We start from the raw sequence: 22,022 nt of genomic DNA, 5'->3' as shown, positions 1-22,022 counted from the left end.
CGACTACGCTCCGAAGAGGTTCTTCTGAACGTCGCTTGCTTTGTTCTCGATCGCTTCTTTAGCGTCCGCCACTTTTTCGCTGACGGTTTCGGCTACGGAAGCTGCTGTGTCTACTACGGCGTCTTTCACTTCAACAGCTTTTTCGGCTGCTGCTTTGGTGAAGTCCTGAGCTTTTTTAACCACCTTCTTTTTGATGGCTTTAGCTTTTTTGGCGACCGTTTTTACGATGGATTTTGCGGCGGGCTTCGCGGCTTTCTTGGCCGACTTCGCTGCTTTTTTAGCGGCCTTTTTCGGAGCTTTCTTTGCTGCCTTAACGGCTTTCTTCACTGCCTTCTTTGCAGTTTTCTTTGACGGTGATTTCTTAGCGGCCTTCTTGGCTACCTTTTTGGCAGCCTTCTTCGCTGCTTTCTTTGCAACCTTCTTTGATGATTTCTTAGCTTTTTTTGCCATAGCTATTAATGTTTTAGTACCCAAAAGATAAATAAATTATGTGGCACCATAACACAATCGTCCCGAATATTTTTAAAACACTACGCGAACTTCGCGTGTAGTGCTGCGCATAGCGTTGTCTTTTTGTCGACTTTTCAGCGGCAAATTCCCCTATGAAACGCACGATTTTTTGCGCCGAAAGAGGTAGCCTGACCGATGCAAACACGGCCTCTTCAATTCCTTTTCCTTCGTTCATTTTCAGAGGAGAAACTGCCGTCAGCCCCGCATTTTTCCGCGCGCCACACAAACGAAAATGCCTCGGCAGCGAGGCACTTTTCAAGTGGAGAAACGCATTCTTCTCTTCTCAGATACGCGCCTGATAGGTGTAGAGATCAAAGTAGCGACCCTTCTTTTCGATGAGCGATTCGTGTCGGCCACGTTCGGCAATTTCGCCGTGCTCTACCACCAGAATCTGGTCGGCCTGTCGGATGGTGCTGAGGCGGTGGGCAATCACAAAGGTGGTGCGACCCTTCATCAGACTCCGCAGACTTTCCTGAATAAACGTTTCACTCTCGGTGTCGAGGTTCGATGTGGCCTCGTCGAGGATGAGCACTTTGGGGTTGGCCAGGATGGCGCGGGCAATGGCTACGCGCTGGCGCTGACCTCCCGACAACTTCACGCCCCGCTCGCCGATCACGGTGTCGAGACCGTCGTCGAAGCGTTGGGTAAACTCCTCCACATAGGCGGCCCGCACGGCGCTCATCAGCGCTTCTTCTGTGGCATCAGGGCGCGGGAAGAGGATGTTCTGGCGAATGGTGCCTTCAAAAAGAAAGTCGTCCTGAAGCACCACGCCGAGCTTGCTGCGATAGCTATTCAGCGACACTTTCGAGAGGTCCAATCCGTCCACGGTAATGAGGCCGCTGTCGGGTGTGATGAAGCTCGCGGCAAGGCCGGCAATGGTGGTCTTGCCCGATCCCGAGGTGCCCACCAGGGCCGTCACAGTGCCGGCCGGTGCCGAGAAGGTGATGTTCTTCAGCACGGGCTTGCCTTCTTCATACGAGAACGACACGTCGTTAAATTCGATGTTGCCCTTGAACTCGCCGGCGTTGATGGTGCGCACGGTGCCGTCGTCTTCGGGATCCATGTTCATCAGTTCTTCGGTGCGGTCCAGGCCGGCAAAGGCTTCGGTAAGCTGGCTGCCGATGTTGCTCATCTGCACGATGGGCGCGATCATGAAACCGAGAAAAAGGGTGAACGACAGGAAGTCGCCCAGGCTCATTTGCCCTTGTATGATCATCCATCCGCCAATGCCCATGATGCCCGTGCTGGCCAGGCCCAGCAGCAGGGTGGCGGCGCTGGTCACCAGGCTGGTGGAAGTAAGACTTTTCTTTACGTTGAGGAAGAGCTTCTCCACGCCTTCTTCGAATGTCTTGATTTCCTGCGCTTCGGCATTGAATCCTTTGATGACACGTACACCATTAAGCGTCTCGGTGAGGCGGCCCGTCACCTCGGCGTTCAGCTTGCCGCGCTCGCGGAAGATGGGCCGTATTTTGGCAAATGCCTTCAGGGAAATAAAGCCAAAGATGACCACCGGCACCAGCACATAGAGGGTCATCATCGGGCTGATTTTAATAAGGAAATAAAGCGCCACAATGGCCCTGAGCACACCGCCCACCAACTGCACCAACCCGGTGCCGATGAGGTTGCGAACACCCTCCACATCATTCATGACCCGCGACACCAGGGCGCCCGATTTGTTGTTGTCAAAGAAGCGGATGGGCAGTCGCAACAGCTGCTTCTGTACCTGCGAACGCAACACCGAGATGTGGCGCTGGGCCTCAACGCTCAGGAGCTTGGTGAGCATGAACGACGTGACCGACTGCAGCACAATGGAGCCGATCACACCGGCCACCAGGTAGCGCAGCATGTGCAGGTCGTGGTTGGTAATGACTTCGTCAATAAGATACTTGCTGGAGTAGGGCAGGACCAGGCTGGCCAGTTGACTGACGATGATGAGCAACAGCCCAAGCAGCAACAGGTTTTTACGGGGCCAGATGATGGTCTTGAAAACGTGGGCTATGGTAACGCGCGGTTTGGCTTTGGGTGTAGACATAGAAGTTGAACGGGATGACACTATAAAGTCGGAATAGAGATGATTTTTATTTTAAGGTGATCGGAGAAAGCCAGCGTTGACTTGTGATGGCCCTGCGATCAGTGCTCAACATAGGACGGTGTGGAAAAGTTACGCGATAAAGTGTGATTATTTCTCCTCAGCAAGGAGCCCAACACGCCTTTTTGGGGCACAGCGGACACGGCATGATTTTGTGACAAGGTTAATCAACTTTCCATAGAGAAGGTTCCTATACAACCCGGGACTCTTTTTGCCTCGGCCCCGACATGTCGGGGAGAGCTTTGGAAAGGAAAGGCCCTGCCGCACAGGCAGGGTCTTTCTTCACTCACTTAACTTTTAACATTTATGCTACTCAGAAAAAGTATTGCCGTCTTGATTTTGTCCACCGTGTTCACCACCCTGCTGATGGCACAAAACGCGAAAAACGTTCCTGATAAAATCATTGCTTCTATTGTTGGCTCGTGGAAGGTCTCCAAGATCGTTTCGGGAAAAGAGGATGTTGCAAAAAATCCGACGTCGGGTCAGTGGATCGAATTCCGTTCCGACGGAACCTATGTGAACCACGCCACATCTCTCGACAGCGGGTCGTATCGTCTCAACGAAAACCAGGCGTTGCTCTACCTCGAAAGCCATGTGAAGCCAGGGGTTGCAAAAGACTCGCCCAAGCTGATCACCGAATACACCATTGTTTTCAAGGATGAAACGATGATCCTCCAACGCAAAAAAGAAAAGTCGGCCAAGGGCGGACAGCATGTCGACAAAATGAAATATTACTATCAGCGTGTCGGCGAAGAGAGCTCGTCGGTGAAATAGCAACCATATTTGGATCGGATACAGGATAGGATTAAAGACTACCGCTTTTTAGGCGGTGGTTTTTTTATGTCTTCATGCCCCGGCGAAAATGCCGACATCACAAAAAGAAAAAAGCAAAGTCACAACGACTTTGCTTTTTTTGCGTCTCCCAAATCCCGAAGATTTAGGCGTAGAGCAGTTCCTTTTGCTCCGACACTTTTTCGCTGGTGATATATTCGTCGTAGGTCATCATCTTGTCGATAAATCCGTTGGGCGTGATTTCGATGATGCGGTTTGCCACGGTTTGGGTGAATTCGTGATCGTGTGAGGTGAACAGGATGGCGCCGGGGAAATCTTTCAGGGCGTTGTTGAAGGCCGTGATCGACTCCAGGTCAAGGTGGTTGGTGGGCTCATCCAGGATCAACAGGTTGCCGCCGGTCAGCATCATGCGCGAAATCATGCAGCGCACCTTTTCGCCTCCCGAAAGCACGTTGCAGCGCTTGAACACTTCTTCGCCCGAGAACAGCATTTTGCCCAGGAAGCCGCGAACATATACTTCGTCCTTATTTTCTTCTTCGGCAAACTGACGCAGCCAGTCAATGAGGTTGTCGTCCGATTGAAAGAAGGCTTCGTTGTTGCTGGGCAGGTAGGCCTTGGTGATGGTTTGTCCGAATTTATATTCGCCGGTGTCGGCCTTCACTTCCTCCATGAGGATGCGGAAGAGCGAGGTGATGGCGATGCTGTCTTTGCTGAGGAAGGCGATCTTGTCGCCCTTGTTCACATAGAAGTCAAGGTTCTTGAACAGCACGTTTCCGTTGAGCGAATAGCTGAGGTTTTCGGCTTGCAGAATCTGGTCGCCTGCGGTGCGTTTCTGTTGGTAGATGATGGCCGGATAGCGGCGCGTGGAAGGCTGAATGTCGTCCACGTTAATCTTTTCCAACAGCTTGCGGCGGCTCGTGGCCTGACGCGATTTGGAGGCGTTGGCACTGAAGCGCGCAATGAACTCCTGCAATTCTTTCTTCTTCTCTTCGGCCTTCTTGTTGGCCGACGAACGCTGCGACAACGCCAACTGGCTCGACTGATACCAGAAGGTATAGTTGCCGGTGTAGAGGCGGATGGCGCTGAAGTCGATGTCCACAATGTGTGTGCACACGGTATCGAGAAAGTGACGGTCGTGAGACACAACGATCACGGTGTTTTTGAAATCGAGAAGGAAATCTTCCAGCCAGGTGATGGTGTGGATGTCCAAATCGTTGGTAGGCTCATCGAGAATGAGGATGTCGGGGTTTCCAAAGATGGCCTGGGCCAGGAGCACACGCACCTTTTGGTTACCGTTCAGTTCGTTCACCAGTTTGAAGTGATCTTCTTCGGGAATGCCCAGACCGCTGAGGAGGGCGGCGGCATCCGATTGTGCGTTCCAGCCATTCATCTCGGCAAACTCGGCTTCGAGGTCGGAGGCGCGAAGGCCGTCGGCTTCGGAGAAGTCGGGTTTCTCGTAGATGGCGTCTTTTTCTTTCATAACGCTCCACAGCTTGGCGTGTCCCATCATCACGGTGTCGAGCACGGCCACCTCGTCGAACTCATAGTGGTTCTGACGCAGCACGGCCAGGCGTTTGCCCGGTTCAATGCTGATGTTTCCACGCGTCGGGTCAACGTCGCCCGCCAGGATTTTCAGGAACGTGGACTTGCCGGCACCGTTTGCGCCGATCACGCCATAGCAGTTTCCGGGTGTGAATTTGAGATTGACTTCGTCGAAGAGAACACGTTTTCCGAACTGAAGCGAGATGTTGTTAGCAGCAATCATGTTGATGTAAAATAATCAAGCTGCAAAGATACAGAAAAGCCCGATGCAGCCGCGCGGAAACAGAAGCATCCTTTATTAATTCTGCGAAATTTATGATCTTCCCTTTTAAATTTCACGACACTATGCGCCTCCTTAACTTTCTGCTCGTTGCCGGTCTCCTGTGCATGGCCTCACTGACGTTCGCCCAGCGTCGCGCCCTGGTTTTTCAATCCGACTTCGGCGTGAAAGACGGCGCCGTGGGCGCCATGAAAGGTGTGGCCTTCGCCGTGTCGGACGACCTGCGCATCTTCGACCTCACCCACGAAATTCCGGCCTACAACATTTGGGAAGCTGCCTATCGCCTCAACCAGGCCGCGCCCTATTGGCCCAAGGGCACGGTGTTCGTTTCCATTGTCGATCCCGGGGTTGGGTCGGACCGTAAATCGGTCGTGCTCAAAACACAATCCGGCCACTACGTTGTCACCCCCGACAACGGCACGCTCACCCTGGTGGCCGAAGCTCTCGGCATTCAGGAAATGCGCGAAATCGACGAAGCCAAAAACCGTCTCAAAAACAGCAACCAATCCTACACCTTCCACGGCCGCGATGTCTATGCCTATACCGGTGCTCGCCTCGCTGCCGGCATCATCACGTTTGAAGAAGTTGGCCCCAAACTCAAAAACGAAGTGGTGCGCATTGCCTACCAAAAACCCGTTGTCGAAAACAACGAAATCCGCGGCAACATCCCCGTGCTCGACATTCAATACGGCAACGTGTGGACCAACATCGACGGCCCAACCCTGGCCCGCCTCAACATCCAAAAGGGAGATAAAGTAGCCGTGAAAATCTATCACAACCAGACCCTGGCCTATGAAGGCACGGCTCCCCTTGTCAACACCTTTTCGGGCGTGAAGGAAGGCGAACCGCTGGCCTACATGAACAGCCTCCTCAATTTTTCACTCGGCATCAACATGGGCGATTTCGCCACGCAGCATAAAGTCAGCTCCGGCCCCGAGTGGACGATTGTTTTGAAGAAGGGGTGAGTTGTGATTTTGTGAAAGGTTTTAGATGCTGGTCGTTTAAATACTGGTGGGTTAAATACTTCGGAAGGCAGGCGAGGGGCGAAGCTGTTTCACCTAATGCTTCGCGTTTAAACTGACGACTCCGTTTTTGATCGTGCGCACTGTATCTTTCGTATACTCTAAAAAACTCCACCCCATGACCTCAAGACGAAATTTCATCACCCACCTTTCGGCACTTTCGCTCACCACGATTTCAATGCCGATCCTGGCAAACACGCCCGCACAGGACAAACGTCCCGATCCCATTGCCGTCGACAAAGTGAAACAGTTTGTAAGCCTCGGCCACAGCGACCTGCCAGGCACCAGGCAAATGCTGGAAGAAATGCCTTCCATTCTGCAGGCCACCTACGACTGGGGCAACGGCGATTTTGAAACCGCACTGGGTGGCGCATCGCACATGGGACGAAAAGACATCGCCGAATTTCTCATCGGCAAAGGTTCGCGCATGGACATCTTCACCGCCGCCATGATGAACAACCTCGACATTGTGAAAGCCATGTTCACCGCTTTTCCAGCCATCGTAAACTGCAAAGGTCCCCATGGCATCACGTTGCTGATGCATGCTCAGAAGGGAGAAGCCGCCGAGGTGCTGGCTTTTCTGAAATCCCAAAACATAAAATAAAGTCTATGACCGAGAGAATCGGAACACTTCTAAAGGAAAGAAACACGGCCGCGCTCATAGACGAATTGAAGCGCGACCCCACACAGCTGGACAGCAAAGACGCCCAGGGCGTGTCGCTGCTGATGCTGAGTTTCTATTATCGTTTGCCGGAGCTGAGCCACTACATGCTTCAACACAAAACTGAAATCAACCTCTACGAAGCCAGCGCCTCCGGCAATGCCGATGCCGTGAAGAAACACTTACAAGCCAACCCAACCTTGCTGAATGCCTACTCCGCCGACGGCTTCACAGCGTTGGGCTTTGCCTGTTTCTTTAACCAGCCCGCCGTGGCAAGTTTGCTGCTGACCGCCGGGGCCGATCCCAACATCGCCTCCAACAACGCCTTCCATGTTGCGCCCTTGCATTCGGCGGCTGCGGCCCATAGCAACGCGATCGTGACCTTGTTGCTGGAACATCAGGCCAACCCCAACGTGCGTCAGCAAGGCGGCGTAACACCCCTTCACGAAGCGGCACATCACGGCGAACTGGAAATGACAACACTGTTGCTGAAGTACGGAGCCGACGCCAAAGCCAAAAGCGACGACGGCAAAACGCCCTATGACATGGCGCTGGAAAAAGGACACGACAACATTGCCGCGTTGTTACAATACTGATTAATGTTTGGCGGGAAATGCCTACCGGCTCAGCTGAAGTTTGAAGTTCTCCAGGGTGAAAGGCTTGTGCAGCACGGCGTCGAAGCCAGCGGCTTTGAGTTGGGCAATTTGCTCCCCATCCACATAGTTGGTGAGCACAAAGGCTTTGAACGGGTGGGTCACAAAGGAGCGCAGTTGTTCCAGCACATGGTGCGCCAGCAGGGTGGTGGTGAGGTAGTAGTCGATGAGCACCACGTCGAAGGTGTTGGTGCGCGCCCAGGCCAGGGCCTCTTGCGGAACCGTGAATCCCTCGGCTTCAAACTCCAGACTCACTAATTTTTTTGCTACAAATAAATCGAACTTTTCATCGTCCAGAATAAGCACCTTCATTCACGTCGGTTTTGGTCATCCAAAAGTATCTCTCCCGGCAACAAACTCCAATGCCACACGCAGATAAAAAATGAATTTTTCATAGGCGAATTGCCTGCCCTGCCCTATGGAATCCAGCGCCCGGCACTGAATATTTGAAAACGTATCGTGTTCTCTTTCTTGTGTATATGATTGGATAGCTATAGTAAGGGGTGAAGGGTGTTGTACTATAAAACGCCTATGAAAAGCAATGACGGGGTTCATGTTTTCATGGTCTTCATCGTGCGTTTATGCGTGGATGCATCACGTTGTTTTGTCTTGTGAAAGGTGTTGTAATGAAGGGCGATGAGGTGTTGAAAACTACCTGTTTTCATAGGGGATTTGGAGTTTTCGAGAGGTGAATTTTAGAGCGTAAAAGATATCAGAATTGTAAGTGTGATTTAAATTATAGTATATTCACAGCCAAGTGTAAAACCAGACTTTTACCGTAAACATTATTCACTCTAAAAATTAAAAACGCTATGGCAAAAACAGCGAAGAAAACGGCTAAGAAAGCCGCCAAGAAAGCAGCCCCTAAGAAGGCCGCAAAGAAAGCAGCTCCTAAAAAAGCAGCAAAGAAAGCCGCTCCTAAGAAAGCAGCTCCCAAGAAAGCCAAAAGAAAACCTAATGCTGCCTTCATGGCACCGCTCACTCCCAGCGCATCATTGGCAGAGGTAATTGGCAGCAAGCCCATCCCCAGAACAGAGATCATCAAGAAAATCTGGGACTATATCAAGAAGAACAATCTTCAGGATAAGAAGAACAGAAGAATGATCAATGGCGATGCAAAGCTGAAAGTTGTGTTCGGCGGCAAAGAGCAAATCTCGATGTTCGAGCTTGCTAAAATCGTGAACAAACACGTGAAGTAACATTCAACCTGGGACGGACACGAGGTCTGGCGCAAGCCGGGCACAACCACCCAAGTCCTAAAAAAAGCACCACGAGCTTCGCTTGTGGTGCTTTTTTAGTTATGGACAGCGTCCGGAATTTTTTCGTTTTTCCCTATGAAAACATGACTTCGCCGCGTTAGCGCTGAAACACATCCAGCAGCTCCTGCTTCTTGTTGGGCGACACCTCCAGTTCGCGATTGTCTTTCATGGTCACATAGCCACCCTTGCCTTTCGAGTAGCGGATCACGTGGTGCGGGTGGATGAGGTGCGAGCGGTGGATGCGCAGGAAGCCGTGCTCCTTCAGCACATCTTCGAAGTATTTCAGCGTCCGGCAAATGAGCAGCGGCGCGTTTCCTTCGAGGTGAAAGCGTGTAAAATTATCCACAGCCTCACAATAGAGAATGGTGCTGATGGGCACAATCTCAAACCCTTCCAGCGTGGGCAACATAATCTTTTGAGGGGCCGTAGTCTTCAGGTTGTCGAGCAGCACCTGGGTGTGCTGGCGATAGTTTTCTGTGGTGCGCTCGTGTTTTATCTTGGCCACAGCCTTGATCAGCTCGTCGATGTCGATGGGCTTCAGCAGATAATAGGCAGCGCTCAGGTTCAGGGCCTGAATGGCATAGTGGTCGAAGGCGGTAACAAACACGGTCTCAAACTCGGGGTGTCCAACCTTGTCCAGCAAATCGAAGCCGTTGCCATAGGGCATTTCAATGTCGAGAAACACAATGTCGGGCTGGTGCTCGCGAATGGCGGCGAGGCCGGTGGCCACCGATTCGCCAAAGCCACACACGTCTACGTCGGGGCAGTATTTGCCAAGGTAGTTGGCCAGAATCTGGCGACTGTCTTTTTCATCGTCAACGATCACCGCTTTCATACGCCTTGGGTTGCTGGGGTGAGGGGTACATAGATACGCACTTCCGTGCCCGTGCCTTCTGCCGGATCGTTCAGGGTGATGCGGTAGTGGGTGCGATACACGTTGTTCAAAATATCGAGCCGTTCGCGAATGTTCTTCAAGCCCATGGATTGATGTTTCTTCTGATGTGTGGTCTTCAACTCGGCCGACTGCTTGCGTCCGATGCCGTCGTCGGTGATCTCAACCACCAGCATGTTTTCTTCCTTCCGGAACGTGAGCAGCAGGTGACCTTTCTCGTGCTTATAGCGCAACCCATGCCATACGGCGTTTTCGATATAGGGCTGAATGAGCATGGGTGGAACCTGGATGGCGTCTGTGTTCAGGTTTTCGTCTACGGTGATGGTGTAGTCGAACTTGTCGCGAAAGCGGTAGTGTTCCAGTTTCACATAGAGCGACAGGATGTCCAGCTCCTGTTGCAGGGGAATAAAATCCTCCTGCGAATTTTCCAGCACCAGGCGCATCAACTGTGAAAACTCCGAGAGAAACTTGTTGGCGGCCCGCTCGTCTTGCTGGGCTATGAAATGATTCACCGAGTTGAGCGCGTTGAATATAAAATGGGGGTTCATCTGGCTGCGCAGCGATTTGAGCGCGAGCAACTGATTGGCCACTTTGCTGGCCTGCGCCTTCTTATAGGAGAAAACAGACGCGGCACCAATCACCAGCAACAAAAACGACAGGCCATAGATGATGAGCTGCTGCCGGAACACCGTGGCCTGCTCCAGCGACTCCTGTTGTTTGCCGATAGACACGTTCTTGGTAAGCTCTTCAATGTCTTTCTGGATTCGGATAAGGTCGGCCCGTTTGGCCAACTGCAAATTGGAAAGGGTGTCGGCCTTGTTCACATAGAAACTGAATTTGTGATAGGCATCGAGGGCCTCCATGTTCATGCCGTTTTTCTCGTAGAGCGTGGCCAGCGTCTGGTAGGCATACACCTGCTGCCTCGGGTTGTTGAGTGTGTCGGCCATGTTGGCGGCTTCCTGAATTTCGCGCAACGCGGCCCTGGGCTGACCTTTGGCATCCAGGGTTTTGCCGATCTCCACTTTGTCTTTTGTTACCTCGTCGAGGTTTTTCGATTCCAGGTTGTAGACAATCGATTTGTTGCGCAGGTCGATCTCTTCGTCGTAGCGGTTCTGTGAGCGCAGCACACCGGCAATTTCATCTTTGGTTTCCGTTAACGACTCATTTTCCTTTGGCGTCACACTTTTGCTTTGGCGCAGGGTGTTCACGGAATTGTCGTAGAGTTCTTTGCTCTTGTCGAACTGATTCAGCTGCGCATAGATCTTGGCTTCCTGGTTTTGAATCTGGTTGGACGTGGAGGCGTCGGCAATCTTTTTGGGAGTGTTGATGTCTTTTAAAGGCGTCAGCGCTTTGTCGTATTGCCCCATCTGGTAATACACCTCTGAGATGTTGAGCTGAAGGGCTGTGCGTTGGTAGGTGTTGGTTGTTTGGGCGAGGGCTTCCTGGAAATATTTCAAGGCATCGGGATAGAGCCCCAGCTTCAGGTTGGCGTTGCCCATGCCCTGGAGCACACGTGGATATTCTGCGGGGACCGCTTTCTGATAGGAGAATTTCTCGTAGGCGCGGCCATAGTTTTCGAGCGCCAGTTTCCATTCCTGAATGCCTTCGTTGATTTCGCCCAGCAGAATGTAACAGCGGCCTTCGTTCAACCCGTCGCCTTGCGCCAGGCTCAGCCCCAGGGCTTCCTGCACTTTGGTGAGCGCATCGGTCGGGCTTTTTTCCTTCAGGGCGTTGGCCTCCTTCAGAAGGGCGGCAATGGATTGTCGCGACGAACTGATCTTGAAACTCTTGTATGATTTTTTGCTGTCGGTTTCTTTGATCTCGTCGGTCTTCTCTGCGGCCTTGGGCTTCTCATTCTTCTGGGCATGGCCGGTTTCCCAAAGCAAAATGCCAAGGAGACAGAGCATAAAAAAACGGTGAGCGCGCATGCAAAAAAATGTTTGTGCGGGAAAGTTAATACAATATTCCAAATGCCCATTTGAGCAAAAACAGCAGGATGAAAGCCTTCACGAAGTGCCCCGGCCGTTTCACCCGGCCAAACGGGGCCTTCCCTAAGTTGAGGTACCGATTTCTTTTTTTTCGCGTGAGCTTTATCAAAAACAATAACGTCATGCACCACTTGTCCGCCATCACCCGCCTGCTGAAAGGAACGGCCTTTGCCCTGATTCTTTTGCTCTGTGCCGATTGCAAGCCCGCCAGCTCCCAACCCAACCCTGCACACCAGGATCCCTCGCCCGCCAAACGACAGAAGATCATGCTCGCCCTGTTGCTCGACACCAGCAACAGCATGGACGGCCTCATTGAACAAGCCAAGTCGCAGCTCTGGAAAATTGTGAACGAACTGGCCGCCGCCAAATGCACCGACGGCACACCACCCGAAATTTCCATTGCCCTCTATGAATACGGCAACGACAACCTCTCGTCATACGAAGGCTACATCCGCCAGGTGAGCCCCCTCACCAACGACCTCGACGCCCTCTCCGCAAAATTGTTCGCCCTCAGCACACGCGGTGGTGCCGAGTTTTGTGGCTACGTGATTCGCACCTCGCTGGAACAACTCGACTGGTCGGCCGCCAACAACGACCTGCGCATGATCTTCATTGCGGGCAACGAGCCCTTCAACCAGGGCAATGTTCCCTACAACACAGCCTGCGCGCTGGCCAAAGAAAAAGACGTGGTGGTGAACACCATCTTCTGCGGCAGCTTCATCGAAGGTGTGCAAACCGACTGGAAACGCGGCGCCGACCTGGCCAACGGAACCTACATGAGCATTGAGCAAGACCGCCGCACGGTCTACATCGCCACACCCTACGACGACCAGATCAGCTACAAGAATGAAGAGCTGAATAAAACCTACGTCTACTACGGCCACTCCGGAAAGTCAAAGAAAGACGCACAGGTGCAGGAAGATAAAAACGCCGTGCACTATGGGAAAGAGAACATGGTGGAGCGCACCATCTCCAAAAGCTCACACGCCTATTCAAACTCGTCGTGGGACATGGTGGATGCGGCCAAGAGCAACGCCAAGGTGGTGACCGAACTGAAAACAGAAGACCTGCCCGACGAAATGAAGTCCATGACCTTGGAACAACGCCAGGCCTACGTAAAACAAAAAGCTGACGAGCGCACAAAAATTCAGAAGGAAATTCAAACCCTTAATGCATCACGCCAGAAATATATCGACACCCACACCAGCGAAAAAGACAAAGCCGCATCGCTCGACGTGGCCATGATCAACGCGCTGAAGGAACGCGGCAAGACCAAGAACCTGACGTGGAAGTAAGTAGCACAAAATGAAAGTTGTACATCGTCACAAAAAAAACAAACTACCATGAAAAACATTCTGCTCGTTAGTGCGCTCCTCACCGTTGTGGCTCCGGCCACCGCGCAATACAACAAAATAAACCTGAAGCTGGAGCAGCCCGTTGCGGCCAGTCCCTACAAATATCAATACCTGCAACTGTATCCGGTGCGGGCCAATGCAGTCTTTCAGGCGTCGCATAAAAACATCGGGAAATATGTGACGCTGAGGGAAGGATTGAAAACAAACAAAGCGGTGATCACGGAATATAACAGGGGAGAGGTGAACACGCTCTACATCGAGAACGTGTCGAAAGACACCATCATGGTGTTGTCTGGTGAAGTGGTGCAGGGAGGCAAGCAGGATCGTGTGATTGCCCAGGACTTTATATTATATCCGAAGAGTGGCAAAAAAGACATTGCTGTGTTTTGCGTGGAGCATGGGCGTTGGCAACCAAAGGAAGGCGAGTCGGGTGCAGATGCCATGAACTTCAAACAATATTATTCCTTCTCGTCTAACGAAGTGCGCAAGGCGGCTGCGGTTGATAAAGATCAGGGCAAGGTGTGGGACAAAGTGGCCGAGACCACCGCGAAAAACAACGCCAACTCCAGCACAGGCGCCCTCACCGCGCTGGCCAAATCGGGCACCTTCAGCAAAGAGCTGAAAAAATACACCGACCACTTCACGCCGCTGCTGGTGAACGAGCCCGACGTGATTGGTGTGGTGGTGGTGGCAGGCGACGCCATTCTGGGATGCGACATGTTTGCCACTCACGCGCTGTTTGCCCAACACTATCCCGACCTGGTGAACGCCTATGCCACCCAGGCCATCACCACCGGCAAACCCGTGACGGTGCCCTACGAAAAAACAAAACAATATCTCGACACCATCATTGCCGACGAATATAAACAGGATAACGAAGTGAAGAAGAAAGGAACGATGCTGAAAGAAGGCGGCAAGAAAGTGCACATCTCCACCTTTTGAAAAATGAATGCGCCGCGTGTCTAAACAATTGGGAGCGCACAGGGGTTTGAAAGTATATTGCTTCCCATGAAACAACAAGACTACGCCAACCATGTGCGCTACTACGCGCCGCATCATTTTGTTTTCTATCCCGTTGTGCTCACGTGCGCGGGCATGTGCACCTACTTCATGTTTCATCCGCCTTCCGAAGTGGTGGTGTGGCTGGCCTTGGGAGGGCAGTTTATGCTGCTCTCCTGGCTTTCGTTCATGATGCGCCAACACTACGGCCTCATCAACCAAAACCGCACCGTGCGCCTCGAACTGCGCCTGCGCTATTATATTCTCACTCAACAACGTTTCGAAGCAGTAGAGCAACAACTCACCTTCAATCAAATCGCCGCCCTGCGCTTTGCCTCCGACGCTGAATTCGTAGACCTCACCCAACGCGCCCTCCGCGAAAAACTTTCACCCGACCAGATCAAGCAGTCCATCAAACAGTGGCTGCCCGACACGATGCGGGTTTAGCGCCAACGCAGCACAGGTGTTGACGCGTTGAAAGCGCAAACCCAGGAAGCACGTTTGCGTGCCATGGCGTTTTGCACAATCCTTTCTATCTTGAAGGGAAAGAAAAAACGACCCCGTGAAAGTTCGCTACCAGGTATTGCTGCTACTCGTGCTCCTTTCCGTCATCACCTACCTCGACCGGGTGTGCATGAACGTGGTGGCCAAATATGTGAAGGCCGACCTCGGCCTCGACAACCAACAATTTGGCTATGTGCTCGCTGCGTTCTCGCTGGCCTATGCGCTGTTCGAAATCCCCACGGGAGCACTGGGCGATCGCATCGGCGCACGGCGTGTGTTGACGCGCGTGGTGGTGTGGTGGTCATTGTTCACCATGCTCACCGGTTCGGCGTTTGGGTTCATCTTTCTCATCATCATTCGTTTTCTCTTTGGTGCAGGCGAAGCCGGGGCCTATCCCAATGCATCGATTGCCATAGCACACTGGTTCCCCAAAACAGAAACAGCACGGGCCCAGTCGGCCATCTGGGCAGCCGGAAGAATAGGGGGAGCGTTAACGCCCCTCATCGTGGTGCCCCTGGTGCATGCATTCGGATGGCGCATGGCCTTCGGGGTGCTGGGACTGCTGGGCATTGCGTGGGCCATTGGATGGTATGTCTGGTTTCGCGACGAGCCCCGACAGAAAGAAACCGTCACTCCACAGGAGCTTGAAGAAATTGAAGCCGGTCGCAAACTCCGTGTTGGCCATCATGGCATTCCCTGGAAAGCCATCGCACAAAACAGCAACCTGTGGGCGCTCATGCTCATGTGTCATTTGTTTTTCTATGGCTCCTATTTCTTCACCAACTGGTCGTCGACCTATTTTCAGGAAGGCCTTGGCATGACAGAAGACGAATCGAAAAACTTCGTATCCCTTTCCTATTTCCTCGGCGCCATCGGCTGCCTCACCGGAGGTTTTCTAAGCGATTGGCTCACCAAAAGGTTCGGCCTGAAAACAGGACGAAGAACCGTGGCTCTTGCAGGCTTGGGATTGTCGGCCCTGTTGTTTTTAGGCGCTGGGGTGTTGAACAACAAAGAGTCGTCCGGCTATCTGCTGGCCCTGTCGGTGTTGACAAAAGATCTCGCCCTGCCCGTGGCATTTGCCGTGTGTGTTGACATAGGCAGACAGAACTCGGGCGTGGTAGTAGGGGCGATGAATTTTGCAGGCCAGTTGGGAGGATTTTTTATCACCCTCATCTTCGGCATCCTCGTGCAGCAGACGGGCAACTTCAGCTATCCGCTGTTTCTCATCGCAGGATGTTTGATAGTGAGTGCGGGGTTGTGGTTGAAGATCGACCCGACAAGGGCGGTGGAGGTGGAGTGATCGATTGTGTTAACGCATAAATCGTATTGAAAGGTCAACCGTTACAATCGTAACTAACGACAATAGTCCGAAGTACAGCATGCCGGTCAATCGCCGATCGTCGGTCCATGCTCGCCAGTGCTTCCATGTCCAATAGGCGAAGGCTATCAGCGAAATAATTTGCAATGCAGAGATGCATGCGGCCAGAGACGTTAGTATCCATTGGGGCATAACCATCGCATGGAAATTCAATCCCATAAGTAAAAACAGAGCGAGCGTAAGCAGCCAAATGTTTCGCGCGCTTCCTTGTGTTGAATTGAGTTTGAATTTTGAGATGAGGTTAGTCATGCGTTGCGAAATTGATGTTGTTCAGGCATTGGCAGCGTCGCCGATTAGTCTTCTATCCAAAGCTCAATGGTATTCTTAATTTCCCAGCGGCCATTCTCTAATCTGAGCATTGAACGCATGCCGTTACTGGCCAGGTAGTAATCTACGATGGCGAGCCGGTCATGGCAAATGGTTATGCCAATGATTGCCGGTTGGGTGAAAATGGCGGTCCAATCTTTGCGCATCGATGTTTTTAGTGCTGGACTCATAAAATTCAGTTTGTCATAGAACTCCATCTCTTTTTCAATAGTATTTGCCTGAATAAAATTCTGTGCAACACACCTATACTCGTCAAGCATGAAAAGTGTTTTTACTCCTTTGAATTTAATGTCGGGGCGAAAATGAAACAAGGTGTCTGTATAAACGTGGTCTTCCATGTCTAATGTGTCAACATCTTTGCTTAAGGTGAAGGGTATGTTATCCTGAATAACAATGTATTTCGCTCCTGTAAACCGGGTTCGGTCAGATTCAGGCCATCCGAAGTTCTTATAACTGAATGGGTCGAATAGCGCAGCATGAATGGAATAGATGATGCTGGAAATAGAGTCCCTATTTTTGGCATTCATCTTACTCGCTATTGATTTGTTGTGCCAGTCGTCTAGAAACACGGTTAGAAGTTTGATGGATTTGCGCTGAAAGGCTTTCTCCAATAACATTGATTTCTGAGCGCAGTTTTTGTTCTGCCCCTGTACGAAAATGCTAAAGAGCATGAGTGAAATAGTAGCCGCTAACATTTTCATATGCTTGTTTTTTTGCCACAGAAGTCCGGCCTATCTCCAAAAGGACTAAGGCAAAAACCGGTCATACGACTTCCAATACTTGTCTTTATAAATCTGGTATTTAATATCCAGATCCGGATAGTCCAGTGTTAGCTGATGCAGAACCTTTGAAGGTTTTCTGAAATCGCGGCAGGCCAGATAGATCTCGCGCACGCCGTCGGCGGTTTGGTGGCCGATGTATAGGTAGCCTTCGTGGTCCTTCAGGTCGTCCAGAAGTTTGTCTTCTAGTTGGTTGAGGATCTCGTCGGTTTCGGGGTCGGGCATGCCGTTGGTTTCGTGGCCGTCGAACGTAATTTCAAGACACACCAGCCAGGGGTGCGACGCCTTGTTTTCCCAGCTCAGAATGCTGGTGTTGATGGTGGCAATCAACATGTTTCCGCTCTCAAGGTCGGCTTGCAAAACCGAAAATTCGGCGTCGTCTGTGTTTTGCAGCACACCTTCATACTTTTCGATAAACTCTTTTTCGCGCCAGATCAAAAAGTCTTTCAGCTTCTCGATAGGTATAAGTTCTTTTTTGGCGTCGGCTTTCCCGATCACCACAAGGTTGTCTATGGTGGTTACCGAATTTAACTCGCCAACGAAGTTGTCGATGAACAAGTAGGTGCCTCCAGTGATCGACTCCTTGTCTTCTTCCTTATAGTCGCGGTGAACAATGGTGATGTCAATCTCGTCCGGATAGTCGGGGTCGTCGTTTGAGTAGAACGACAAGCTGTCTTTGTCGAACGTGTAGTCGTCCATGGCGATGCCCACGTTCTGGATGTCGATCGGGGGTTTCAGGGCCACAAACTTCCATCCGGCAAGGGTGGGAGCGGCGTTCACAAGCTCTTCCACAAACACAATGTTGGCAATGGCGCCATCGGCGGTGAACACCAACTTTGCGGTGTCGTCGTTCAGCATGCCGGTCACGTAAAAGAATCCGTCTTTCAGTTCATCAAGTTTGGGAGAAAGCTTCTCGAAAAAATCTTCTTCAATGGACGAGCCTTTTCGAACAGCATTCAGAAAATCTTTTTCGTGCTTTGCAAACCAGGCCCAGAAGTCGGCATAGTTGGCAACAGGTTCTTCTTTCTTTTGGAACAGGTTTTTAAGAAAGCTCATACAGACTAATTGGTTTTTGTGTTGGTGTTAAGGTCAGACCAGTCGAATTCGTGATAGAACGTGGTGGTGTCACCTGGCTGTCTTGTTGTGAATCTGTGTGCAATGGCTGGGATACCTTTTCTTGTTTCTAGTCTTTCCGATCGGCGTCTGGGTATTGCAGCCCTTCATCAACAAAAGCGTGGTAAATGAAGGAAAGATTAAATAGTTACTAGCCTAATTTTTTCACTTCCTCCAACGGCAATCCCGTAATCTCAGCAATCTCTTCGTCAGACATATTTTTCTCCTTCAACAATCTGGCGATTTGGATGCTTCTGGCAACACTGCCTTCTTTTATTCCCTCTTCTTTTCCTTTCACCAGCCCTTGCTTCAACCCCTCTATTTTTCCTTCTAATCTTCCCGCCTCTTCGGCAAGTTTTTTCAGCTGTTCAATTTGCTTATAGCGCGGCACAAAGCGGAGACTTTTTTGAAGTTCGGCCAGTAGTCCAATGTCGCTAAAACTGACGTAGTCGATGGGCGAGATGATGAGGTGGTCCAGCACGGGCACGTGGATGATGAGGCCCACCTGGATGAGCCGGTCGGTAAGAATCTTGTCGTTTTCGCTGGGCTCCAGGTTGCCGCTGGGATGGTTGTGCACCAGCATGACCTTGACCGCCCGCTTCTGCAACGCCACACTATAAACCTCCATGGGTTCCACCAGCGTTGAATTCACGGTGCCCATGCTGATCAGTTCCACAAACAAAATGTTGTTGCTGTTCGACAGCCCGATGACCCAGAAATGTTCGCGGTCCTGGTCTATCTTTTCTTCGCGCAACAAAACTTTCCGCATAATCTCAAACAGGTCGTCGGAGTTTAGGATGCGAATGCGCTCTTCGTCGCTTAGTTTTATGGTCATTGGCCTACAGTAAAGCTTATTTATGCAAGCAATAATAGTTTTATGCAGGGATTTTTAATAATTAATGACCGCTTTTTTGATTTGCCTTCACCACCCACCCACAATCACCATCACACCAACCCCAGACATTCGCGCACATCCCCGCCGCTACACGGCGTGGTTTTGGCGTTATTCGCGCTGTGCGAGACAACGTTGCTAGGAATAATAAAAAGCCAGGGCGTTGGCAATGGCGAAAGGGGATAACGCCAGATCTCCGAAAGGCAACTGTGCATCTCGAAAACCCGCGCGAGCATCTTTTTTATCGGACGGTCGATCTTTACAATCCGCGGTTGCCATTCAGAATGGGAACGGTGAAGTAAAAAGATGCGACACTGCATTTCTAAGTATCGACGTCGGAGTTCAAAGATGCGTGATCGGATATAAAAGATGCGTCGTCGCATCTAAAAGATCCGACGTTGGATATAAAAGATGCATCGTTGCATCTTTTATATCCAACGTTGTCAGGTTTTTCGGGGAAAATGAGAGTTTTTTATGCACCGTTGCGGTTAAAAGATTCGTTGTTCCATGGTTTACGTCAATCCCTACATCTTTTTCCGGAAGCGCACCAAAAAATAGGGCAAAATCCGAAGTCAAAAGATGCGTCATCGCATCTAAAAGATCCGACGTCGCATGTTAAAGATGCAACGACGCATCTTTTATATCCGCCATTGCATCTTTTAACTACGACTACTGACAAAATTGCTGTTCAGAACCTGACACACGGAGTTCGGAACACCGACGTCGGATCTTTTTGATTAGGCGCTTTGTCAAATCCGTTCGGGGTGATGGTAAGGAAAGCGATGTTGTGAAGAATTCGGCTGGCCATTTCGGGCTTTCTGTATATTTTGCAAATTGTATTGGGCTAAGTTTGTGTTATGAAGATATCTCCGATCCTGTTTGTGCAGCTTGTTGTGTTAGCATGTAGTCAAAAGAGAATAGGCGCCAGGGAAATATCTTTCTGCAAGTGAAAAAAAGTGATACCGCTGACAAGGAAAGGATAAAATGAAGAACGGGCAGTCAATTAAAATCAAAATTGATCCTGTATACGTAATGTTTGCGGGATTGGGATTTGTATCAATAGCTATTTTTATTAGTCTTCGAACTGCTCTCTTTGTGCTTTGCTTTTTAGCAACTGCAGCTTTATTCTTCCGTTTTTTTGCGGGCATTTATCTGCAAATTTTGAGTAAAGATAATTCACGGAGAATGACGAGGATAGTCGTGTTAAGTTTGCCTGTGATGTATAACTTTTTGGTTAGTCAGAGAGTAAACCCTAAGCAACTTATTTATGGCACAGGGAATGTGATGTCAGGTAAAGGCGGACTCTCAGTTGGCTTCGAGATAAGAAACAAATAGGAGAGAATGATGAAGAGAAGGTATATTTTATTTGCTTTAGTATTTGTAACGTCATTTAATCTTTTCTCTCAGGAGTCTTGCACCAAGCAAGACTCCATTCCCTGGAATAAGAACTATCGGCTTAGGTGGTCTTATAATGTCCTGCCGATTACGATTCATTCGATAAAATCTATAAAATGCCCCGAAGAAAGCCCGAAATCCTCAGATAAATGGGGAGTTACTAAAGCTGCAGATGGGAAACTATTATCCATTCGGGCTGACCTTCAACTCGTACAAGCGTGAGAAATCATTTGTAAATCGAATTAGGTTTCAAGGACAGGAACACACAGATGATCTTATGATTTGAGATTTTGGGATTCTGATAGCTTTGAATCTGTGTTGGCTAATTACAAACCGACTCAAGAGTAATAAACTATTTGCCTGTTGATGAAGGAATGATGAAAAAAATGATCGTTTTTATTTTTGTAATTACTCCTTTTTTTGGAGTAGCCCAAGACTTTGAAAAGGGAGTTTTTAATAGCCTTGTTTCGGCGTTGAGAGACCCTGCTAGTGTTCAGAGCCTAAGGCTAGACTCTGATGACATTGTAGAGATAAACCCAAGCCTGGTCAAGCTTATTAATGTTAGAAGCATTTCTTTAAGTCACAATCAAAGAATCAATTTAGCTGACCTATTCGATAAACTGGCCATGCTTCCGAAACTAGAGTTCTTGAATTTATCGGATTGCCACATTGAATCTTTACCAGCTAACATTTCAAAGTTATCCCACCTGAAGAAACTAATGCTCGGTAACAACAAACTGACAGAGCTTCCCCCTGAAATGAAACATTTGACAAAATTGAAAGAGTTGATTTTCAGTCAGTTTCCGGACGATTTCCGCAGACTTACTGAGGAACAGAAACTGCGGATGTTGAGTTTATTGCCTCGTACTAAAATATTACTCACAGAATATGCAGGGGGAACTCATGGCCATTATCGATTGGGGGCAAGGACAGTAAGCGTAACGAAGACCAACTTATGGCCCAATAAATAAAATCTTCTTTAGTTGGCATGTGCCATTTTGAACACTAGTAATGTCTTTTATCCATGGTGACTTTTTTGAGAATCGTCAGTTTTTGTTTTTGTGCTAACAGCCTGCAGGTCAAAGCCTGATAAAATTCCATTGCCTGAGGAAGATAATGTAGGGTATGTTAATACAAAGTTAGAATTCGATACGTCAGCAATGGCGATCCTCGCACTGGATAGTTCGAAACATGTTATTGGCGACCGGGCAATCGCTTCGGCTACGATTACTCAGGCGGAACTAGCCGTTGTTGACAGCCTGATGAAAGCTTATGTAGCGGATTATAATGCTAGTCTGACTAACGATCGCGGTGACCTTTATCGCATTAACATGGGTGAAGGGAACTACAGGATACAAATTGTAGCATTTTTTAATTCAGAAGGTGAAAAGGAAGCCTGGGTCAATGTTTTCTGCAAAGTTAGTGGTGACTATTGGAAGACTCGTCCTGTTGTTGTGTTTGATGGAGGGGCGTGTTATTTTCAGATCGACATCAATCTAACTAGAAAGGAAATTGATGGTTCGTTTGTTAACGGCCTGGGCTAGCCGACCTGAACAATGACTAACCAGTGGTGCGGGGTGTACCGTTCCTCA

The 22,022-nt window shown here is 50.1% G+C and carries 23 protein-coding genes; 12 read left to right on the top strand and 11 right to left on the bottom strand.

The genetic code is table 11. The annotated features are described in order from the left end of the window. Window positions 1-3: 3 nt before the first annotated feature. Both JI741_RS21635 and JI741_RS21625 read right to left on the bottom strand, forming a co-directional pair. The gene (locus tag JI741_RS21635; protein ID WP_202013389.1) at window positions 4-450 is read right to left on the bottom strand and encodes a hypothetical protein; all 447 of its coding nucleotides are present in this window, start codon (window positions 448-450) and stop codon (window positions 4-6) included. Between the two features lie 343 nt (window positions 451-793). Then, complete coding sequence (locus JI741_RS21625; protein WP_202013385.1) at window positions 794-2,542, bottom strand: ABC transporter ATP-binding protein; 1,749 nt, start codon at window positions 2,540-2,542, stop codon at window positions 794-796. 363 nt (window positions 2,543-2,905) lie between these two features. Between JI741_RS21625 and JI741_RS21620 the strand changes: the two genes are divergently transcribed. Next, window positions 2,906-3,373, top strand: coding sequence for a hypothetical protein (locus JI741_RS21620; protein ID WP_202013383.1), 468 nt, complete (start codon window positions 2,906-2,908; stop codon window positions 3,371-3,373). A gap of 163 nt (window positions 3,374-3,536) precedes the next feature. Here the strand turns inward: JI741_RS21620 and JI741_RS21615 are convergent, their stop codons facing one another. After that, window positions 3,537-5,156 (bottom strand): ABC-F family ATP-binding cassette domain-containing protein, encoded by a 1,620-nt coding sequence (locus JI741_RS21615; RefSeq protein ID WP_202013381.1) that lies wholly within the window; start codon window positions 5,154-5,156, stop codon window positions 3,537-3,539. Between the two features lie 122 nt (window positions 5,157-5,278). Between JI741_RS21615 and JI741_RS21610 the strand changes: the two genes are divergently transcribed. The 3 genes from JI741_RS21610 (at window position 5,279) to JI741_RS21600 (ending at window position 7,492) form a co-directional block, all read left to right on the top strand. Beyond that, on the top strand, window positions 5,279-6,178 hold the full coding sequence (locus tag JI741_RS21610) for an SAM hydrolase/SAM-dependent halogenase family protein (protein ID WP_202013379.1): 900 nt from the start codon (window positions 5,279-5,281) through the stop codon (window positions 6,176-6,178). 175 nt (window positions 6,179-6,353) lie between these two features. Next, a complete protein-coding gene (locus JI741_RS21605) occupies window positions 6,354-6,839 on the top strand; it encodes an ankyrin repeat domain-containing protein (protein ID WP_202013377.1) in 486 nt (161 codons plus the stop codon). 5 nt (window positions 6,840-6,844) lie between these two features. After that, window positions 6,845-7,492 carry an ankyrin repeat domain-containing protein gene (locus tag JI741_RS21600; protein WP_202013375.1) on the top strand — a complete coding sequence of 216 codons (648 nt, stop codon included), beginning with the start codon at window positions 6,845-6,847 and terminating at the stop codon, window positions 7,490-7,492. 21 nt (window positions 7,493-7,513) lie between these two features. Here the strand turns inward: JI741_RS21600 and JI741_RS21595 are convergent, their stop codons facing one another. Together JI741_RS21595 and JI741_RS21590 are read right to left on the bottom strand one after the other, a co-directional pair. After that, a complete protein-coding gene (locus JI741_RS21595) occupies window positions 7,514-7,861 on the bottom strand; it encodes a response regulator (protein WP_202013373.1) in 348 nt (115 codons plus the stop codon). Between the two features lie 15 nt (window positions 7,862-7,876). Continuing rightward, window positions 7,877-8,104, bottom strand: a complete 228-nt coding sequence (locus JI741_RS21590; protein WP_202013372.1) for a hypothetical protein — start codon at window positions 8,102-8,104, stop codon at window positions 7,877-7,879. Window positions 8,105-8,361: 257 nt separating this feature from the next. Here JI741_RS21590 and JI741_RS21585 point away from each other — a divergent pair, with 257 nt between their 5' ends. Beyond that, window positions 8,362-8,748: an SWIB/MDM2 domain-containing protein gene (locus JI741_RS21585; protein WP_202013370.1), complete on the top strand. Its 387-nt coding sequence runs from the start codon at window positions 8,362-8,364 to the stop codon at window positions 8,746-8,748. Window positions 8,749-8,905: 157 nt separating this feature from the next. Here JI741_RS21585 and JI741_RS21580 read toward each other — a convergent pair whose 3' ends face one another. Next, on the bottom strand, window positions 8,906-9,643 hold the full coding sequence (locus JI741_RS21580; RefSeq protein ID WP_202013368.1) for a LytR/AlgR family response regulator transcription factor: 738 nt from the start codon (window positions 9,641-9,643) through the stop codon (window positions 8,906-8,908). Next, window positions 9,640-11,628 (bottom strand): tetratricopeptide repeat-containing sensor histidine kinase, encoded by a 1,989-nt coding sequence (locus JI741_RS21575; protein WP_202013366.1) that lies wholly within the window; start codon window positions 11,626-11,628, stop codon window positions 9,640-9,642. The genes JI741_RS21580 and JI741_RS21575 overlap by 4 nt, the downstream gene beginning before the upstream one ends. A 182-nt stretch (window positions 11,629-11,810) precedes the next feature. On the opposite strand from JI741_RS21575, the gene JI741_RS21570 reads away from it, so the two are divergent. From JI741_RS21570 to JI741_RS21555, 4 genes are all read left to right on the top strand, one after another. Further along, a complete protein-coding gene (locus tag JI741_RS21570) occupies window positions 11,811-12,983 on the top strand; it encodes a vWA domain-containing protein (RefSeq protein WP_202013364.1) in 1,173 nt (390 codons plus the stop codon). Window positions 12,984-13,031: 48 nt separating this feature from the next. Continuing rightward, window positions 13,032-13,985 (top strand): ARPP-1 family domain-containing protein, encoded by a 954-nt coding sequence (locus JI741_RS21565; RefSeq protein ID WP_202013362.1) that lies wholly within the window; start codon window positions 13,032-13,034, stop codon window positions 13,983-13,985. A gap of 66 nt (window positions 13,986-14,051) precedes the next feature. Beyond that, a complete protein-coding gene (locus tag JI741_RS21560; RefSeq protein ID WP_202013360.1) occupies window positions 14,052-14,489 on the top strand; it encodes a DUF6526 family protein in 438 nt (145 codons plus the stop codon). Window positions 14,490-14,604: 115 nt separating this feature from the next. Then, complete coding sequence (locus JI741_RS21555) at window positions 14,605-15,846, top strand: MFS transporter (RefSeq protein WP_202013358.1); 1,242 nt, start codon at window positions 14,605-14,607, stop codon at window positions 15,844-15,846. 371 nt (window positions 15,847-16,217) lie between these two features. On the opposite strand, the gene JI741_RS21550 is transcribed toward JI741_RS21555, so the two are convergent. The 4 genes from JI741_RS21550 to JI741_RS21535 form a co-directional block, all read right to left on the bottom strand. Next, complete coding sequence (locus JI741_RS21550) at window positions 16,218-16,952, bottom strand: hypothetical protein (protein WP_202013356.1); 735 nt, start codon at window positions 16,950-16,952, stop codon at window positions 16,218-16,220. A gap of 45 nt (window positions 16,953-16,997) precedes the next feature. After that, window positions 16,998-18,086: a DUF695 domain-containing protein gene (locus JI741_RS21545; RefSeq protein ID WP_202013354.1), complete on the bottom strand. Its 1,089-nt coding sequence runs from the start codon at window positions 18,084-18,086 to the stop codon at window positions 16,998-17,000. Between the two features lie 208 nt (window positions 18,087-18,294). Beyond that, the gene (locus JI741_RS21540; RefSeq protein WP_202013352.1) at window positions 18,295-18,978 is read right to left on the bottom strand and encodes a JAB domain-containing protein; all 684 of its coding nucleotides are present in this window, start codon (window positions 18,976-18,978) and stop codon (window positions 18,295-18,297) included. Window positions 18,979-19,377: 399 nt separating this feature from the next. Beyond that, window positions 19,378-19,623: a hypothetical protein gene (locus tag JI741_RS21535; protein WP_202013350.1), complete on the bottom strand. Its 246-nt coding sequence runs from the start codon at window positions 19,621-19,623 to the stop codon at window positions 19,378-19,380. Window positions 19,624-20,019: 396 nt separating this feature from the next. Here JI741_RS21535 and JI741_RS21530 point away from each other — a divergent pair, with 396 nt between their 5' ends. The 3 genes from JI741_RS21530 (at window position 20,020) to JI741_RS21520 (ending at window position 21,974) form a co-directional block, all read left to right on the top strand. Next, the gene (locus tag JI741_RS21530; protein ID WP_202013348.1) at window positions 20,020-20,370 is read left to right on the top strand and encodes a hypothetical protein; all 351 of its coding nucleotides are present in this window, start codon (window positions 20,020-20,022) and stop codon (window positions 20,368-20,370) included. A 416-nt stretch (window positions 20,371-20,786) separates the two neighbouring features. Then, a complete protein-coding gene (locus JI741_RS21525) occupies window positions 20,787-21,401 on the top strand; it encodes a leucine-rich repeat domain-containing protein (RefSeq protein WP_202013346.1) in 615 nt (204 codons plus the stop codon). 129 nt (window positions 21,402-21,530) lie between these two features. Beyond that, window positions 21,531-21,974: a hypothetical protein gene (locus JI741_RS21520; RefSeq protein ID WP_202013344.1), complete on the top strand. Its 444-nt coding sequence runs from the start codon at window positions 21,531-21,533 to the stop codon at window positions 21,972-21,974. The last annotated feature ends 48 nt before the right edge of the window (window positions 21,975-22,022 follow it).

The organism is Chryseolinea lacunae, from assembly GCF_016735595.1.
In the GTDB taxonomy this organism is placed as follows: Bacteria; Bacteroidota; Bacteroidia; order Cytophagales; family Cyclobacteriaceae; genus Chryseolinea; species Chryseolinea lacunae.
This window is presented reverse-complemented; position numbering and strand designations above follow the sequence as displayed.